At 40.0% G+C, this 18,099-nt stretch carries 16 protein-coding genes; 10 read left to right on the top strand and 6 right to left on the bottom strand.

From position 1 onward, the window contains the following. From atpA to OKW21_RS17265, 4 genes are all read left to right on the top strand, one after another. Entirely contained in the window at positions 1-1,581 is a 1,581-nt protein-coding gene (gene atpA / locus OKW21_RS17250) for a F0F1 ATP synthase subunit alpha (RefSeq protein ID WP_277481405.1), read from the top strand. A 60-nt stretch (positions 1,582-1,641) separates the two neighbouring features. Then, positions 1,642-2,532, top strand: coding sequence for an ATP synthase F1 subunit gamma (gene atpG, locus OKW21_RS17255; protein WP_277481407.1), 891 nt, complete (start codon positions 1,642-1,644; stop codon positions 2,530-2,532). 189 nt (positions 2,533-2,721) lie between these two features. After that, entirely contained in the window at positions 2,722-3,558 is an 837-nt protein-coding gene (locus OKW21_RS17260; RefSeq protein ID WP_277481410.1) for a hypothetical protein, read from the top strand. Further along, the gene (locus tag OKW21_RS17265; RefSeq protein WP_277481414.1) at positions 3,559-4,218 is read left to right on the top strand and encodes a methyltransferase domain-containing protein; all 660 of its coding nucleotides are present in this window, start codon (positions 3,559-3,561) and stop codon (positions 4,216-4,218) included. Here OKW21_RS17265 and fbp read toward each other — a convergent pair. The 3 genes from fbp to OKW21_RS17280 all read right to left on the bottom strand — a co-directional run bounded on the left by fbp (position 4,187) and on the right by OKW21_RS17280 (position 8,027). Then, positions 4,187-5,200: a class 1 fructose-bisphosphatase gene (gene fbp, locus OKW21_RS17270; RefSeq protein WP_277481415.1), complete on the bottom strand. Its 1,014-nt coding sequence runs from the start codon at positions 5,198-5,200 to the stop codon at positions 4,187-4,189. The genes OKW21_RS17265 and fbp overlap by 32 nt on opposite strands. 38 nt (positions 5,201-5,238) lie before the next feature. Next, a complete protein-coding gene (locus OKW21_RS17275) occupies positions 5,239-5,718 on the bottom strand; it encodes a low molecular weight protein-tyrosine-phosphatase (RefSeq protein ID WP_277481417.1) in 480 nt (159 codons plus the stop codon). 515 nt (positions 5,719-6,233) lie between these two features. After that, on the bottom strand, positions 6,234-8,027 hold the full coding sequence (locus OKW21_RS17280; protein WP_277481419.1) for an acyl-CoA dehydrogenase family protein: 1,794 nt from the start codon (positions 8,025-8,027) through the stop codon (positions 6,234-6,236). 260 nt (positions 8,028-8,287) lie between these two features. Here OKW21_RS17280 and OKW21_RS17285 point away from each other — a divergent pair, with 260 nt between their 5' ends. Beyond that, on the top strand, positions 8,288-9,214 hold the full coding sequence (locus OKW21_RS17285; RefSeq protein ID WP_277481421.1) for a formate/nitrite transporter family protein: 927 nt from the start codon (positions 8,288-8,290) through the stop codon (positions 9,212-9,214). Between the two features lie 36 nt (positions 9,215-9,250). On the opposite strand, the gene OKW21_RS17290 is transcribed toward OKW21_RS17285, so the two are convergent. Together OKW21_RS17290 and OKW21_RS17295 are read right to left on the bottom strand one after the other, a co-directional pair. Then, complete coding sequence (locus OKW21_RS17290) at positions 9,251-11,686, bottom strand: PspC domain-containing protein (RefSeq protein ID WP_277481423.1); 2,436 nt, start codon at positions 11,684-11,686, stop codon at positions 9,251-9,253. Between the two features lie 12 nt (positions 11,687-11,698). Then, the gene (locus OKW21_RS17295) at positions 11,699-12,043 is read right to left on the bottom strand and encodes a PadR family transcriptional regulator (RefSeq protein WP_277481425.1); all 345 of its coding nucleotides are present in this window, start codon (positions 12,041-12,043) and stop codon (positions 11,699-11,701) included. Positions 12,044-12,418: 375 nt separating this feature from the next. On the opposite strand from OKW21_RS17295, the gene OKW21_RS17300 reads away from it, so the two are divergent. Then, complete coding sequence (locus tag OKW21_RS17300; protein ID WP_277481427.1) at positions 12,419-13,018, top strand: hypothetical protein; 600 nt, start codon at positions 12,419-12,421, stop codon at positions 13,016-13,018. A 130-nt stretch (positions 13,019-13,148) separates the two neighbouring features. On the opposite strand, the gene OKW21_RS17305 is transcribed toward OKW21_RS17300, so the two are convergent. Next, complete coding sequence (locus tag OKW21_RS17305) at positions 13,149-13,316, bottom strand: hypothetical protein (protein ID WP_277481430.1); 168 nt, start codon at positions 13,314-13,316, stop codon at positions 13,149-13,151. A gap of 246 nt (positions 13,317-13,562) precedes the next feature. Between OKW21_RS17305 and OKW21_RS17310 the strand changes: the two genes are divergently transcribed. From OKW21_RS17310 to OKW21_RS17325, 4 genes are all read left to right on the top strand, one after another. Then, positions 13,563-15,398, top strand: a complete 1,836-nt coding sequence (locus OKW21_RS17310) for an ABC transporter ATP-binding protein (RefSeq protein ID WP_277481431.1) — start codon at positions 13,563-13,565, stop codon at positions 15,396-15,398. A gap of 73 nt (positions 15,399-15,471) precedes the next feature. Continuing rightward, on the top strand, positions 15,472-15,822 hold the full coding sequence (locus tag OKW21_RS17315) for a hypothetical protein (protein ID WP_277481434.1): 351 nt from the start codon (positions 15,472-15,474) through the stop codon (positions 15,820-15,822). Then, complete coding sequence (gene lpcA, locus OKW21_RS17320) at positions 15,823-16,401, top strand: D-sedoheptulose 7-phosphate isomerase (protein WP_277481436.1); 579 nt, start codon at positions 15,823-15,825, stop codon at positions 16,399-16,401. It abuts the gene before it with no gap. Between the two features lie 100 nt (positions 16,402-16,501). After that, complete coding sequence (locus OKW21_RS17325) at positions 16,502-18,064, top strand: YifB family Mg chelatase-like AAA ATPase (protein ID WP_277481438.1); 1,563 nt, start codon at positions 16,502-16,504, stop codon at positions 18,062-18,064. Positions 18,065-18,099 lie beyond the last annotated feature (35 nt).

Below are 18,099 nucleotides of genomic sequence, written 5' to 3' on the forward strand. Positions count from 1 at the left end.
ATGGCAGAAGTAAGACCTGATGAGGTTTCAGCAATATTAAGAGAACAGCTTTCTAACTTCAAAACAGAAGCTGAACTTGAAGAAGTAGGTACTGTGCTGCAGGTAGGTGACGGTGTTGCACGTATCTATGGTCTCACCAAAGCACAATCTGGTGAGCTTTTGGAATTTGAGAATGGCCTAAACGCCCTGGTACTTAACCTTGAGGAAGATAATGTAGGGGCAGTACTTTTGGGCGAGCAAGGAGATATCAAAGAGGGTGATACTGTTAAGCGTACCAAGCGAATTGCCTCAATTAAAGTGGGTGATGGCCTTGCCGGCCGTGTGGTTAACACCTTGGGAGAGCCTATAGATGGTAAAGGGCCCGTTCAGGGAGAGGTATATGAACTTCCCATAGAAAGAAGAGCCCCTGGTGTGATTTACCGTCAGCCAGTAAATGAGCCGCTACAAACTGGAATCAAAGCTATTGACTCAATGATTCCAATCGGTAGAGGGCAACGTGAGTTGATCATCGGTGACCGCCAGACAGGTAAGACAGCTGTAGCGCTGGATACGATCATCAACCAGAAAGAATTTTATGACAAAGGAGAGCCTGTATACTGTATCTATGTAGCTTGCGGGCAGAAGGCTTCTACTGTTGCCGGTGTGGTTTCCGCACTTGAGAAGAATGGGGCTATGGCTTACACTACTGTAGTTTCTGCTTCAGCCTCCGATCCTGCTCCTATGCAGTTTTTTGCCCCTTTTACAGGTGCTGTTATCGGTGAGTATTTCCGTGATACAGGAAGACCTGCTTTAGTAATTTATGATGACCTTTCTAAGCAGGCTGTCGCTTACCGTGAGGTTTCTCTCTTGCTTCGCAGACCTCCCGGACGTGAAGCATACCCCGGGGATGTATTCTACCTTCACTCTCGTCTTTTGGAAAGAGCAGCTAAGCTCAATGCAAACACTGAGATTGTGAAGCAGATGAATGACCTTCCTGAGGCAATCAAGCCATTGGTAAAAGGTGGCGGTTCTTTGACAGCACTTCCCATTATTGAAACGCAGGCGGGTGACGTTTCTGCTTATATCCCAACCAATGTGATCTCTATTACTGACGGGCAGATATTCCTGGAAACCGGTTTATTTAACGCTGGTTTGCGCCCTGCGATTAACGTTGGTATCTCAGTGTCTCGTGTGGGTGGTTCGGCACAGATCAAGTCAATGAAAAAAGTAGCCGGTACACTTAAGCTAGATCAGGCCCAGTTCCGTGAGTTGGAAGCTTTTGCTAAATTTGGTTCTGACCTTGATGCCGCAACGCAGTTGACCATTGACAGAGGAAGAAGAAACCAGCAGATACTTAAACAACCTCAGTTTTCTCCTCTTTCAGTAGAAGAGCAGGTAGCTATTATCTTTGCTTCTACTAAGGGGCACATGGATAAAGTAGCTATTGACAAGGTTAAGGCATTTGAAACGGACTATATCAACCAGTTGAAGGCTCAGCATCGTGATACATTAGATGCGTTAGCTGCAGGCAAGTTTGATGATAGTATCACCGATGTGCTTAAGAAAGTAGCTACTGAATTAGCGCCTAACTATCAGGAATAGAAAAATTAATGCAGGGCTGTAATGATACGAGCCCTGCTTCATAGATTCACTTAAAAAAACATGCCGAGCTTAAAAGCAGTCAAAAGCCGAATAGCCTCTGTAAAGTCAACGCAGCAGATTACCAAAGCTATGAAAATGGTAGCTGCCTCTAAGTTGCGTAAAGCACAGGATCGCCTGTTGCAGATGCGACCCTATGCAGAAAAACTTACTAAAATCCTCAACAACGTTTCGTCTAACTTGAGTGAAGAAAACGTGAGTGAATACGCAATAAGCAGAGAAGTTAAAAACGTCGTTTTTGTAGTATTCACTTCTGATAAGGGACTTTGTGGAGCTTTCAATACAAGCCTTTTCCGCTACCTCAGGCAGCTAATCTCCAATGAATACAGCACCTACGAGCGGAACAATCGTCTGAAAATCATGACAGTAGGTACTAAAGGTCGTGATTATTATAAGCGTAGAGGGCAAGAGATGATAGATGAGTATGCTGATCTTTTCAGCGAGCAGACATTTGAGAATGTCCGTAATGCTGCCGAAGCGGTCATGGAGATGTATAGAAAAAAGGAAGTTGATAAAGTAGTCCTGGTATATAACACATTTAAAAATGTAGCGACTCAAATCGTTACAAACGAACAGTTTTTACCAGTACAATCTTCTACCGAAGAGAAAGAAGAAAATGCCAATGATAATGGCATTGACTACATATATGAACCTTCTGAAGAATACATTGTGGAAGAACTCATTCCTCAGTCTTTAAAAATTCAGTTTTATAAAGCTTATCTTGAGTCTGCAGCCTCTGAGCAGGGAGCCCGTATGACAGCAATGGACCAGGCAACTGATAATGCAGGAGAGTTACTGAAACAATTAAAGCTCACTTATAACCGCACAAGACAGGCTGCAATTACCAAAGAAATTCTGGAAATTGTAGCTGGTGCAGACGCATTAGAAAGTTAGTATAGTTTTAGAAATACAAATTCTATTTAAAAAGCCCCGATGAGGGCTTTTTTTGTTGTTATACTTACTATTATTCATACTGGTATAAACTAATTGAAGTAGATAAATTACACCCTTATAATAAAACATAAACTGCATACTTGTAAACTAGGATCGTATGGTTTATAAGGAATGATAGACATTTATTAAATGATAAGTAAGGCGTTTAGATTGGCCAGAGCGCTCAGTCTGGATATCGTTATTGGAGCTGTTATAAGCAGTTTATTTTTGGCGGACTACATGCAAGTTGAGTTGCCTATCATCAGCATACTTGCCTTAGCTGTATGTGTATGGCTTATTTATACTGTAGATCACCTTTCAGATGCACATAAAATACCTCACACTGCACATACCTTTCGCCATCAGCTTCACCAAAAACATTTTAAAACCTTAAGTTATATTGCCTTATTTGTCTCAGGACTCAGCATGATCATTTTAGTGAGCTTGCCATTAAAACTGATTCTATGGGGTAGCATTGTACTCAGTTTTGTGGGTTTATATTTCTTATCCATCCGTTGGCTGAAAGTGCAAAATATTTTACCTAAAGAATTTGTGATTGCAATTTTGTACGGCATAGGGGTATTTCTCGCCCCACTTTATATCAGTAATGCTCTCCCTTCTACACAGGTCTGGCTACTTTTTGCACAATATTCTTTGCTTGCCCTATGCAACCTTTTACTCTTCTCCTGGTATGAAAAAGAGCTTGATCAGCTTGATTTACATATTTCTTTTACCACACTAATGGGAGATAAAACTTCAATCAAAATTATAAGAAAGTTGATATGGCTTCTATATCTTATTACAGGAACCGGGGTAATTTTTTATCATTCCGATACTCAATTTCTCTTCGCCCAACTGATCATTTTTTGGATGTCAATTACTTTACATTGTATACTATTGTTTCCTTATTATTTTAAAAAATACGAAAGGTACAGATCAATCGCAGACGCGATATTCCTTTACCCACTTTTTTACTTAATACTGTAGATGCGATCATTTTCATTTCAGCTAATCGCGCCATATTATGATTTACTTGCTAGATTAGTATTTGGTAATACCATTGATAAGGCTCAGAAACATTTTTTTTCACTTATTCCAAAAGGTAGTGAGGTGCTTATCATAGGGGGAGGCAGTGGTAGAATCCTTGGAGACCTGATCAAAGTTGCCCAACCAAATAAAATCACATTTTTGGAAGCCTCTTCAAATATGCTAAGAATAGCAAAAAAAAAATCTGCCAGGATATTAAAGAACAATCATAGGAATACTGAAATGTGCTTTATACACGGCACTGAAAATGATCTTCCTGTGTACAAAGAATATGATGTGCTGATCACATTTTTTCTCTTTGATGTTTATCCAACTCATGAAGCAAAAAAGCTGGCATCAAAGTTATCGGAGCACTTAAAATCTTCGGGCGTTTGGCTCTTTTCTGATTTCTGCCTTGAGGGACAGGGGTTTAGCTTTCTCTGGAAGAAAGTATTGCTTGTTGCGATGTATACTTTCTTCAGGCTGGTAAGCAATTTACATAATCAGTCTTTACCCGATTATCAAACAATCTTTAAGGAGTTACATTATTTACCGGTACAGCAGCAGTATTTCTATCACAATTTTATCATCAGCCTGATTTACCGGAAATTACTTTCTTAGATGGTACTAACACTTCATCTACCATAGTGGGTGAGCCTATCAAGAGAGGTGTCCTTTGGTGAAAAGTTTGAGGTTGAATATCGAGTATTCTTTCAAGTCCATTACAGGCTTTACCCCCCGCCTGTTCAGCGATAAAAGCCAGTGCATTACACTCGTACAACAAACGTAATTTACCCTGAGGGTTTTGTTTTGTAGTTGGGTAAATGTATATCCCTCCTTTCAATAAATTACGATGAAAATCACCTACCAATGAGCCAATATAGCGTGCCGAGTACTTTTTACGCTTGCACGCTTCTATATACGCTTGAATATTACTTTCATAATCATCATAGTACCCTTCATTGATTGAAAATATTTTACCGTCTTTAGGGATGGTCATATTCCGGTGAGAAAGGAAAAACTCACCCAGTGAAGGATCATAAGTAAAGCCATTTACTTTGTTTCCCGTAGTATAAACCAGCATCGTGGAAGAACCATACAGCAGATACCCGGCGGCTACTTGTGCACTTCCAGGTTGTAACACATCTTCAATAGTTGCCTCCGAGCCAATAGGAGATTTACGCCGGTAAATAGAAAAAATGGTGCCTATTGATACGTTTACATCAATATTAGACGATCCATCTAAAGGATCTATGGCCACCAGATACTTTGAATCAGGATTGAGATGCACAATCTCTTCATTCTCTTCAGAAACTATGGCACAAACTTCTCCTCCATTTTTTAAAGCTCTGGTAAAACGAATATCTGCTACTACATCAAGTTTTTGTTGATTTTCTCCCTGTACATTGGTTTCACCAAAATCACCTAATATGTTACCAAGTCCAGCACGATTGATCTCTTTATTCAATATTTTTCCAGCTAAAGCAATGTCTCTTAGTAGTTGAGAAAGTTCACCTGAAGCAAAAGGAAAATCTTCCTGATTTCTTTTGATAAACCTGTCTAAGGTGGTACCAACAGGTAGTCCAAGGTTACTTGTAGTCATGATTAGGAATGTTAAGATAGAATAACAATGAATCGCTCTTACAATTGATGTTCTTTTCTTATATAAGCAAGTAAATTTTGAGCACTTTTTTGCAAAATATCATAAACAATCATAAATCCATCCTGTCCACTCCAGTACGGGTCAGGTACATTCAGGTCTGAAGCATCATTTTCAAACTCTCGCATAAGGAATACCTGATAATGCTTCGGTTCTCTCATATATTCCAGCTTCAATATATTTTTTTTATTCTCCTCATCCATTGCGATGATATAGTTGAAGTCATCAAAATCTTTGGATAAAAATTGTCTCCCTTTATGATCAAGTGATAAATCTTTGGCATTTACCACCTCTATGGTACGACTGTCAGGAGGTTCATCAATATGATAGTCCGAAGTACCTGCAGAATCACAGCGGATTCTGTCTTGTAGATTATTATCCTCAATAAGTTTGTTAAACACAGCCTCAGCCATAGGCGAACGACAAATATTGCCCAGGCAGACAAACAAAACATTGATCATAACGAATTGACTAGTATTAAAAATGAGAAGTTAGGTGAGTTAAAACTAAAATGCCAATACTCTATCACCATTTTACAATTTTTTGGCAATTGTCAAACACCAAAATGAACTACAAGAATTTTGGATCAGCTGAAGTAAAGAGCATTGGTAAATTGAGCTGTTAATAAATTTTTAAAAAAATCAACAATAGACGAATTTTAAATAACTGAAAACCAATCACTTATAAAATTTATGATAAAACATTGTATTTATTTTTGAGTTGGGGGTTACCTTTTTCTTGTATCCAGTATATATAGATACATAACACAAATTGTTTTTATTCATACACCTGTTTACAGCAAGAAAACCTTCTTTAAATAAAGAAGGTTTTTCTTTTTAGAACCTTCCTTTTTGTCCTGAGTAAATATTTATGTTGAGTTCACTATTGAATTAGTATAATATTAAGTTTTATTGTCCTCCAATAAAAAGGCCAACCCAAAATTGGGTTGGCCTTTCTGTGTATTCTCAACTCAGTATTAAAAAGCATACTCATTTTTTTCAATAAGAAAGTCTGCTATAGATCTTCTTAAATCCTTTACATTGTAGAGTTCCATTTTTGTAAATCGCTTAAGCCCCATAAGCATTACTCTCTGCTCATCTCCTTTGGCAAAAGATACAATCGCTTCTTTTCCACTACTATTAATCTTATCAACCGCCATATACAGATACAGCTGAGCCATCTTGATCTGCGCCTGACAAACTTCTTCTCCCCTAATGCTCACCAGCTTTTCAGTACGTAACAGCGTAGATTCTACCGCATAAATCTCAATCATCATATCGGCGATATTCATGAGAATTTCCTGCTCCTCATCTAGCTTGGTGAAGTCCTGAGCAGCTTTTCCTGCTACCATAAGTACAGCTTTTTTCAGATTTTTGAGCACGTCTTTTTCTTTAGCGAACGTAGCTGATAAATCTTTGGTACTAAAATCTGGAACTGAGGTCAGTTCTTTGCCCACAGCCATGGCTGGTCCTAGTAAATCAATCTCACCTTTGAAAGCACGTTTTAGTGTCATGCCTACCAGCAACATTCTATTGATTTCATTGGTACCTTCATAAATTCTTGATATACGAGCATCACGATATGCCCTTTCCATAGGAGCTTCAGCCGAGAAGCCCATCCCTCCATAAATCTGCACGCCTTCATCAACACAGAAATCCAAAACTTCCGAACCGTGTACTTTCAACATAGCACACTCAATCGCAAATTGCTCCACACCTTTCAATTTGGCTTCATTCTCCGGCATTCCCTCATCAATGAGGGCCTGTATCCGGTCTTCTATATCCTGCCCCGCCCGATAATCGGCAGACTCTGTAGCATAAATCTTGCTAGCCATATCAGCAAGTTTTTGCTTGATAGCACCAAAACTAGAAATAGAGACTCCAAATTGCTTACGCTCATTGGCATACTGCACTGAGTCTGTTACCACTTGCTTACAACCTCCGATTACTCCGGCACCTAACTTTATTCTTCCAATATTCAGGATATTAACAGCTATTTTAAATCCATTTCCACGTTCTGAGAGCATATTTTCTACTGGTACCATAGTATCATTAAAAAATACCTGGCGAGTGGAAGACCCCTTAATGCCCAGTTTTTTTTCCTCTTCATTCATCGTGATGCCACCAAAAGATTTTTCAACGATGAAAGCAGATAAATACTTATCATCCTCTATGCGAGCAAAAACAATAAAAAGATCTGCAAAACCTGCGTTTGAGATCCACATTTTCTGGCCGGTAATTTTGTAGTGCTTACCCTCTTCAGTAAGTACTGCTTTGGTCTTACCTGAATTAGCATCCGAACCCGCATCCGGTTCTGTCAAACAGTAACAGGTTTTCCATTCTCCACTTGCCAGCAAGGGTAAGTACTTTTGCTTCTGCTCTTCAGTACCATAATAGAGTATGGGTAATGTACCGATACCGGTATGGGCACCATAGGCAGTAGAAAAAGAGCCTGCAGAGCCAATTACATCGGCTATCAGCATAGAAGTATTAAAGCTCATCCCTAAACCACCATATTCTTCAGGGATTGAAATTCCTAATAAACCTAACTCTCCCGCTTTGTCCAGTAGTGAAGGCATGAAACCAGACTCCATACTATCCATTCTTTCTACATTGGGGCTAACTTCTTTCTTTACGAAATCAAGCGTGGCTTCAGCCATCATCCGTTGCTCTTCACTGAATTCTTCTGGTATGAAGACGTCTTTGGCTGCAGTATCTTTAATCAAAAACTCTCCGCCATTGATGGCTTGTTTTTTTGCTAGTGTATCCATGAGAAGCAGTATTTATAATTTTTTCAGTACAAAATGCATAATAATTTGTTATGCATACATAACAAATATAGCGATTTGTTTGACAAATGGTATGCATGCATAACACTTTTTTTTTAACAACTGCTAATTCATTATGCGTTCCATAGGCTAATATTTTCTTAAGTAAGTTAACTTTTCTTTTTTTTAGAGTTATATAGAAATACAAAGTAGATTAACGAAAGAATAACTGTTACTGAATCTTATTTTTTTGAACAACATATATGGCACATGACCCTGAAGTATTAGAAAAACAACGTAGTGTAGCTGAAAGGCAGGCAGCTTTAGCGCGTAAACATATCAACAACTATAATGGAAAAGATGAACTGGAAAATCTTGATAAGCTCAAGGACGGTGGAGAAATTTTGAAAGAGCAAATTCAGATGGCTTTAACTGAATATAGACGTCATAATAAAGCCTTGTTTTTCTCATCTTTTTCTGGCGGATTAGAAATAGGTTTTAGTCTTCTGCTTATGGGTGCGCTTTATACCATGTTTCACGGAACCATGGAAAAACCAAGCCTGGAGATTGCGCTGGCATTTGCTTATCCCATAGGATTTATCTTCGTAATTCTAGGCCGTTCCGAATTATTTACCGAACATACAAATTTGGCAGTGTTACCTGTCTTAAATGGATCAGTACGGATCGCCAACCTTTTGGAGCTTTGGGGTATCATCTTTATTGGTAACCTCATGGGTGGGTATCTGTTTAGCTTGATCCTGGCGCAGATGGGGCCCGCTATGGGCGTGGTTAGTAAAGAAAGTCTCTACTACTTTGCTGACAAAATGGTGCAGTATGACTGGCTGATCACGCTGGGCAGTGCCATGTTTGCCGGTTGGCTCATGGGCTTACTTTCCTGGCTGGTTACTTCTTCTAAAGATACAATCAGCCGTATTATAGTAATTATTCTGGTTACCACTGTGATAGGAATTGGAGGCTTACATCACTCTATAGTTGGGTCAATAGAAGTTTTTGCCGGCATGATCGTAGATGAGAGGATTACAATAGTAGACTATCTGCATTTTCAAACTTTTGCCACGCTTGGCAATATCCTCGGTGGAACGGTTTTCGTTGCTATTGTAAAATACAGTCATTTGGGTAATACAAATCTGATCAGTGAACGCTTTAGGAAAAGAAAAACCGGAAACTAAAATTTCCGGTTGAAGACAGTATAGACAAGTTGAATATTATTCTATTTTCGTTACTTTGTTTTCATTGCCATTACTCACATTTAGTGTGGGTTCTCCGCTATATTCTATACGACTGGAATCTTCAGGATCTACGTTCAATTCACCGCTCACGTTCATCTTTGCTTTTGAGGCGCCACTACTTTCAACACTGGCGTCTACAATTTCCATTTCCATAGCATCCAAGCGTGCTGCACCGCTTAGATTCGCATCAATTTGTTGTGCGTTTCCGTATAGTTTCAAGCCAGATGCTCCCCGCATATTAAGTGATATACTCTGCACTTCAGCTTTTACAAATGCCTCACTTGAACCTGCCATATCAAGGCTGAGGTTTTCTGTTTCAAAATCACTTACATTTACCTGAGCATTAGCGTTCAATCGCAAAGCACTCAATGTAGGCATCGTCAACCTTACAGCTATTCTTTCCTTATCATCGTTTGTAAAAGCCTGTCCGTACCTGAGCTCCAAAGCTGTATGATCGGTATTGATATCCACCTCGTTTACAGCTTCTTCATCTCCGGTGAGGGTAAGGCTATAGGCAATATCCTGTTTTACTTCTACCCGAAAAGGGCCAGCAATATTTAACACTTCAAAATTGCTTACCTCAAATGTTCTGGAGAACCCTCCCGAAATTCCTGAAGGCGGTATGCTGTCAATTTCATCATCCAGATTTTCACGTTCTTCACAGCTAATACATTCCAGGCCTTGCTCCGTAAACATAAAAGTATTATCTCTTACATCTGAAATACTGTAACCATCGCGGTAGAGCGTATTGCGCAGAATAAGGCTTAGCTCACGGTCTATCATAAAAGGATATTGGTACGGAACGTAAAGCGTGACTTCTACTTCTTGATCCCTGAACTTAGCATCATCACTAAAAGTAAATACAGGAGGAAAACTGATGATAGAATCCTCTACTTCTACTTCATAAGCAACCATTTGCGCATACTCTATTGCTGCCTTACGGTTTCTTCCTCGGGCTTCAAACTCTTTTTCAAGCTCGAAAGCTCCTTCTTCGTGCCCACGAAGCATCAGTCTGGGACGGGCAAAATCATTACTTTCAGGGTAGCTACCCAGGGTCAATAAAGCGGTAGTCCCTTCCAGAGATAGTGTCTCATTTATAGTGTACCTGCCTTCTTCTCTGAAGTCCATGATTACCTGAGGTACAGTTACGCTTAAACCTATCAAAGCAACCAGCCAAAGGCCAAAAGCACTCCAACCCACTGTAGAGTTGATTAACTTCCGCTTTACAATCACTGCTATTCCTGAAATGATCAATGCTACAGCAGGAATAAAAATTGCAATAAAAGCAAAAACAGATGCAGTAGCCGGAATACTCTCTTGTAATAGTCTGAGCGGTATTTCACCATCAATTACCGGGTCAAAAGAAGAGAGGCCAAGTAAAATTCCGCCTGATACTAATAGACTAAATACAAAAGCGCCACCAATCAAAATCAGTAATAAGCCTAAGAGTACTCTTGCTAAATCTCCCAATACGTTAAGCATGGGTCCCAGGGCTCTTCCCAGCGCATTGATAACAATAGCAATGAGCCGGAAGGGAAACAAAATAATCTTGAGCAGAAGACTTTCCTCCCCATTCTCATCTACACTAAAGTTTTTTTTTATACTAGACTCAATATTAGTCAAAGTAACCGGTTCACCTTTCATTTGCATTTTGTCCGTAAGTGATTTAGCCTCTGGAGTAATAATCCAGAGGATAACATAAATCAACAAACCGGTACCTCCCAAGAATATACTCAGGACAAATAACAGGCGAATTACTGTCGGGTCTGAGCCAAAGTAGGCTGCGATTCCTCCCGAGACTCCCCCAATCACCTTGTCATCCGGGTTACGAAAAAGTTTCTTGACCTTCGCGTTTAGACTCAAGGCATCGTTGCCCGGGAGTACAATCCAGAGCACAATATAGGTCACCAGGGTAATGGTACCGAAAGAGGCAAAAGCATCAGCGAAGAAAAAGATCAAAAATGCCAGCCTTATCCAAAGGGGATCAGTTTTGAAGTAGTGTGCGATACCAGCTGCTACTCCTCCCAATACTTTTCGTTCAGTATCCCGATACAGACGCTTCCGTCCATAGGTTTCTTCATATGCTTCGGATTTGGTATCCTCAGCAGAGGAATAAGCTTTGTATGAAGTATCTTCTTCCATACCTTCAGCGGCAGCGAAATCTTCCACATTACCCATGGTCTTGATCACTCCCTCAACATCTTCACGAGTGATTACCTGTTTACTGTTACTTAATTTTGAAAGGAAAATCTCAGCGATCCTGCTTTCTATATCATCAGTGATTTCTTTGCTGTCCTCATATGTAGAAAAATAGCGGCTTATGGATTCCAGATAGTTCTTTAACAGCTCATAGCCGTCTTCCTCCACATGAAAGATGATACCACTTATGTTTATACTGATATTCTTTTTCATGTCAGACTTCTTTTACGATTTCTTTTGGTGTGAATTGGAAATTATGTGGTTAGTAGAGGCCACCAACTGCTGCCAGGTATTACCCAGCTCATCTAGAAACTGCTGCCCCTTATCGGTCAATTTATAGTATTTGCGTGGTGGCCCTGATGTTGATTCTACCCAGTGGTAGTCAACCAGGCCTGCCTTACGCAACCTAGTCAGCAGTGGGTAGAGCGTACCTTCTACTACCATAATTTTGGCCGACGTGAGTTCTTCCAGCATATCTGATGCATATACCTCCCCACGGGAGATAATGTGAAGAATGCAGTATTCCAGAATACCTTTCCGCATCTGCACCTGTGTGTTCTCAATTTTCATGTTTCAATTGATTTTCAGTTAGATCGCCTTTGCGACCTCTTTCGTATTCAACCCGGCTGACCTACTCGGTCAGCTCAAGTTGATACTTTTGGGTTAATGTTGTAATCATATACAAATGTATTATATAGTACTATGTTATACAAGGTATCTTATGTTTTTGTTACATTAAATAGAGAAAAAATATTTATAAGAGACAGGTTGTTTTCACAAAACACTGATAATCAACATAAAGCATTATTATTTATCTTTTTCATATGATTTTGACCTTGTTAAGATATTTAAGGCAGCAACTTTGCAGGCTGAGCCATACTGACATGTGAATACATCCATGCTTAAACATTTCTTGGTATTTGCAGATTAACTTCCTTAAAAAGTATGATTGATCAAGTAAGTAGCTTGGAAGAAATTATGGCACATATCTGGGGCACATTAGCCAGAGGAGGAGCAGATGCTAAACATGCCTATCATTTTCCTGTATTCGCCACAGTTATCGCCAATGAAGTTAAGCAAAGGACGCTTGTACTGAGGGATAGCAATATTCAGAAGCGTCAGTTGGTAAGCTTTACTGACATTCGCACACAAAAAGTCAGAGACATCCGTGCCAACACAAATGTTAACTGGCTTTTTTATGATCACAAGAGTAAAGAACAAATTCGGGCAAGCTCAATCGCCACTTTGCATCATATGGATGAGCAAAGCGAGACCTACTGGAGAAATATTCCACCTAAAAATCGGGGAGATTACCTGGGCCCTCATGCTCCCGGATCACAGTTAGACCACTATGCAGGTAACCTACCTCAAGATTTCTTGGAAAAGCCTACTGAAAAAAACACAGAAAGAGGAAGGGAAAACTTCTGTGTGATTATATGTGAAGTCAATACAATTGATTTTCTTAAACTCATGAAGGATGGGCACTTAAGAACACTCTTCACATGGAAAGACAATAGCTGGAAAAAAAACTGGTTAGCTCCTTAATTATGCAAAGGAAAAAACATTGGTAAACACAACCAGTGCTACGGTAAGTAATAATAGCAAAGTAAATAATGTATTACCAAAATCATTAAATAGTACGCGAATCAAAGCCTTCATAAAGGATTAATTAAGATTAGACCTTCTTTGTATTATCTTCAGTATTTTCATGCTCCTCTATTTCTTTATCTTCCTGCATTACAGTCATGACATGAGAAGTAACCAATGCAACGACTAAGCCCAAAAGACCTGCTACGATCCAAGTAAATAACGATAATCCTTCTGTTCCGAATGAGTCAAACATGTGAATGTGTATATTTCAGTATGTAAAATAGTAACTCAGCAAATTGCTGAAGGTTAAAACACGGCTGCAATTTTACCCATTTAAGCTTACTTTGACAATGGATTCATTACTTTTTTAGTGCAATTAATATCCGTGGGAAGCATACAATATTGTTTAAACTATGACGACATTAAATACTAATGTAACTTTGCAGCCTCAGAACAATTACTGCTTTACGTGGGTAATTTTTGAGATGAAGATAAAAGCATGAAAACTTATTTACGTATTCTTTCATTCGCTAGACCCTTTAGCGAAAATATTCCTCAGTATCTGATTTTTACGACTTTATCAATCATTTTTGGATTGATCAATTTCGCAATGCTGATTCCTTTATTGGATGTTTTATTTAATGAGGCGGGAAGATATGCGCAAGCTGAGATGCTCAACAAGCCCGAGTTTTCTTTAAACTTCAACTATTTCAGGTCACTTTTTAATTACTATTTTGCCCAGGTTATTGAAGAGTTCGGAAAAGTAGGAGCACTTGCGTTCATCTGTGGCATAGCGGTTGTCTCTGTCTTTCTAACCAATCTTTTCAGATATGTTTCCGGTATCACACTTGCTAAGATTAGAGCTAAAGTTATCAAAAAGCTCCGAAACCGCATATTTGATCAGGTAAGCCGTTTGCATCTTGGCTATTTTTCAAATGAGCGTAAAGGGGATGTGATGTCTCGTATTACAAATGATGTGCAGGAAGTAGAGGCCTCTGTCGTCAATACGCTGAAAGTAGTTTTTCGTGACCCAGCCATGATCATTGGTTATTTTACCGTGCTTTTCTTCATGTCTTTTAAGCTTACTATTTTCACTTTAATCATTATGCCGATCTCCGGTACCATCATATCAGAGATCACCAAACGCTTAAAGCGAAAGGCTACTCAGAGTCAGGAGTCATTAGGGCGCATTGTCAATATTCTGGATGAAACACTTTCAGGCATGCGCATTGTCAAAGCATTTAATGCAAGAGACTGGATCAGTGATAAGTTTGGAAAAGAGGTAAATCAATACGCCAGGATCAATGTTTCTATGGCACGCAGACAGGAGCTGGCTTCTCCCCTTTCAGAGTTTATGGGTATCTTTGTTGTTACAGGAATTTTGTTATATGGTGGAATATTGGTACTCAACGACAACTCAGAACTGAGTGCCAGTGAGTTTATTACCTATATTATTTTTTTCTCCCAGATCCTTCCTCCGGCCAAGTCAATTAGTAATGCTGTCAGTAGCATTCAGCGAGGTTTAGCTTCAGGAGAAAGAATTTTCAAAACGATTGATACTTTACCGCAGATAGAAGATAAAGCCGATGCGGTAGATTTGGAGAGTTTTAATGATGAAATTACATTTGAGCATGTTAGCTTCGCTTACGAAGACGAGCGAGTACTCAACGATATCAACCTGCGTGTACAAAAAGGGAAAACAGTAGCCATTGTAGGTCCTTCAGGTGGAGGTAAGTCAACCATTGCTGACCTCATCCCCCGCTTTTATGATCCGCTGGAAGGCACTATTTCTATTGATGGCATCCCCCTCACGAACGCCAAAACTGACTCTGTGCGTAAGCTTATGGGTATAGTTACCCAGGAGTCTATTCTTTTCAATGATACTATCTATAATAACATTGCTTTTGGCAAGCCTGAAGCTAATGAAGAAGACGTCATGCGGGCCGCGAAAATTGCCAACGCACATGATTTTATTCTCAGCGCACCCCAGCAATACCAGACCGTAATAGGAGAACGAGGGACTAAACTTTCTGGAGGACAAAGGCAACGCCTTAGTATCGCAAGAGCAATATTGAAGAATCCACCTATTTTGATTCTTGATGAGGCTACATCTGCATTAGACTCTGAATCAGAGAAACTGGTACAGGAAGCCCTTACCAATCTGATGAGAAACAGAACTTCGATTGTAATTGCTCACCGACTGAGTACCATCCAGCATGCCGATGAAATTGTAGTAGTACAAAACGGGCGTATCATTGAACAAGGCAAACACAATGAACTGGTAGAAATGGGTGGTTTGTATTATAAACTTACCGAAATGCAAACTGTCTCTTAAGTAAAAAACTATTTATCTCTTTTTAACTGTTTTGTAAATGAGTATTTTTTGATAAAACTTATACTGTTACACTATGAAACCTTTTAAACTCACGCTTTTTTTACTATTACTACTCTATCATGCAGTTTTTGTGGGCATCGCAATCAATAACAGTTGGGAATGGGTAAGTACCAATTTGCAAACTGTTCAATGGATCACTATCACCGCACTGGTACTCTTTCTAATACTTTTACTGATTAACATTCTTGAACGTCAAAGTTATCAAGGAAGAATCCAACGGCTGGAAGCTGAAAAAGATAAAATCAAGGCAAAAGTGTATGATATGCAACGTCGTAATGAAGAAATTGACGAGTCCATCAAGTCATTTGAACAATCAGTAGAAAACAAGGAAAAAAATAAAAACCAGGATAAAGATAAAATCTAAGTGCAAACTCAAACGATCATTAAAACCGAACTGGAAGAAGCCAGTCGTGTACTAAACAGTTTTATACAAGACGCCAATAATATTTCGCTCATAGAGGAAGGAGCTTCTCTTTTTGCAGAAACCATTAAGAAGGGCGGTAAAATTATCAGCTGTGGTAATGGTGGCTCTCATTGTGATGCCATGCACTTTGCTGAGGAGCTAAGTGGGCGCTACCGAGAAAATCGTCCTGCCTTACCTGCACTTGCCATTTCGGATCCCAGCCATCTCTCCTGTGTAGGCAACGATTTTGGTTATGATTATGTATTTTCCCGTTTTCTTGAAGGGCTTGGCAAAGCCGGTGATGCTCTCTTAGCCATAAGCACCAGTGGCAATTCTAAAAATGTAATAGAGGCAGTACTGATGGCAAAGCAAAAAGGAATGAAGGTGGTGGCCCTTACCGGAAATGATGGAGGAAAGTTGGGCCCACTCGCGGATATTGAAATCAGAGTACCTCATCAGGGCTTTGCCGATCGCGTACAGGAAATTCATATCAAGCTTATCCACATTCTTATATTGCTGATAGAAAAGCAAGTCCTGTAAATCATGGCCTAATACTACATCGGTCGGTAAAGTTCCAATTATGCTTTGCTATGTCTTGTTGAGTCTATTTATTTCGGAATAAAATTACGAGCAGAATCACATGTTAGCAAAAACTTACGGTAGTGCAGTGTATGGTGTTGATGCTTATATGATCACCATAGAAGTAAGTGTAGGGCAAGGAACCAAGTTTTTTATGGTGGGTCTGCCTGATAGCGCAGTCAAAGAAAGCGAACAGCGGGTAGAAGCTGCTATCAAGCACGCAGGCTACAGTATGCCCCGTATCAAAACGGTAGTCAACCTGGCCCCTGCTGATATCCGCAAAGAAGGCTCAGCATATGATTTGCCGATTGCTCTTGGTATTCTGGCTGCCTCAGGTCAAATAGAATCTCCTGATTTGGGGAAATACATGATCATGGGAGAGTTATCCTTGGATGGTATTCTCAGACCGGTTAGAGGGGCATTGCCTATGGCCATTGAAGCCAGAAAGAAGCAGTTTAAAGGCATGATTTTGCCCAAAGCAAACGCCAGTGAAGCAGCTATTGTAAATAACCTGAATATAATAGGTGTTGAAACTCTAAAAGATGCTATTGATTTTCTGGAGGGCAAACAGCCTATTGAGCCTCATTGGCATGAAACCCGGGATATCTTCTATCAGGAGTTGGATAATTTTGAAGTAGATTTTGCAGACGTACAAGGTCAGGAGAGCATAAAAAGAGCGATGGAAATCGCTGCGGCTGGTTCACACAATGTGATTATGGTCGGTCCTCCCGGTTCAGGAAAAACCATGCTCGCCCGTAGACTTCCTACAATTCTACCTCCGCTGAGTTTACAAGAAGCCCTGGAAACTACTAAAATTCACTCAGTAGCCGGAAAGCTTCCTGCCAATACTTCACTCATAGCTCAGCGTCCATTCTGTGCACCTCATCATACCATCAGCGATGCCGCTTTGGTTGGCGGAGGTAATATACCACAGCCCGGACAAATTTCCTTGGCACACAATGGAATACTTTTTCTTGATGAGCTGCCGGAGTTCAAAAGATCGGTTTTAGAAGTAATGCGGCAGCCGCTGGAAGAAAGGGCGGTGACTATTGCCCGGGCCAAAGGAACCGTCGCTTTTCCTGCTAACTTTATGCTTATCGCCAGTATGAACCCAAGTCCTTCCGGGGAGTTTTATGATCCGGGAAGTAATCACCCAGATTCCCCCTCGGCTGTACAGCGCTATCTGGGCAAAATCAGCGGCCCTTTATTGGATAGAATTGATATCCATGTGGAAGTCAATCCTGTCTCTTTTGATGAAATGACGGCCAACCGTAAGCAAGAAAGTAGTGCCAGCATAAGGGAAAGAGTCATCACAGCCAGAAAGATGCAGCAGGAAAGGTTTGAAGTTATTCGTCAAAAGGGTAATATTTCCGAACAGGTGTATTCTAATGCTATGATGCCATCACAACTGGTTAAGGAGGTTTGCCAGATCAACCAGGCAGGAAAAACGCTTTTAAAAACCGCTATGGAAAGGCTTAATTTATCTGCCCGAGCCTACGACCGTATTCTTAAAGTTTCCCGTACTATCGCCGATTTAGCAGCTTCTGAAAGCATAGAGATTGAACATCTAGCTGAGGCTATTCAATACCGCAGCCTGGATCGTGAAGGTTGGTTTGGGCACTAGTGTTCTGAGTTTTTGGTGTTTTAGGCTTCTAAGTG

The sequence above is a fragment of the Catalinimonas alkaloidigena genome (genome assembly GCF_029504655.1).
GTDB classification, from domain to species: Bacteria; Bacteroidota; Bacteroidia; order Cytophagales; family Cyclobacteriaceae; genus Catalinimonas; species Catalinimonas alkaloidigena.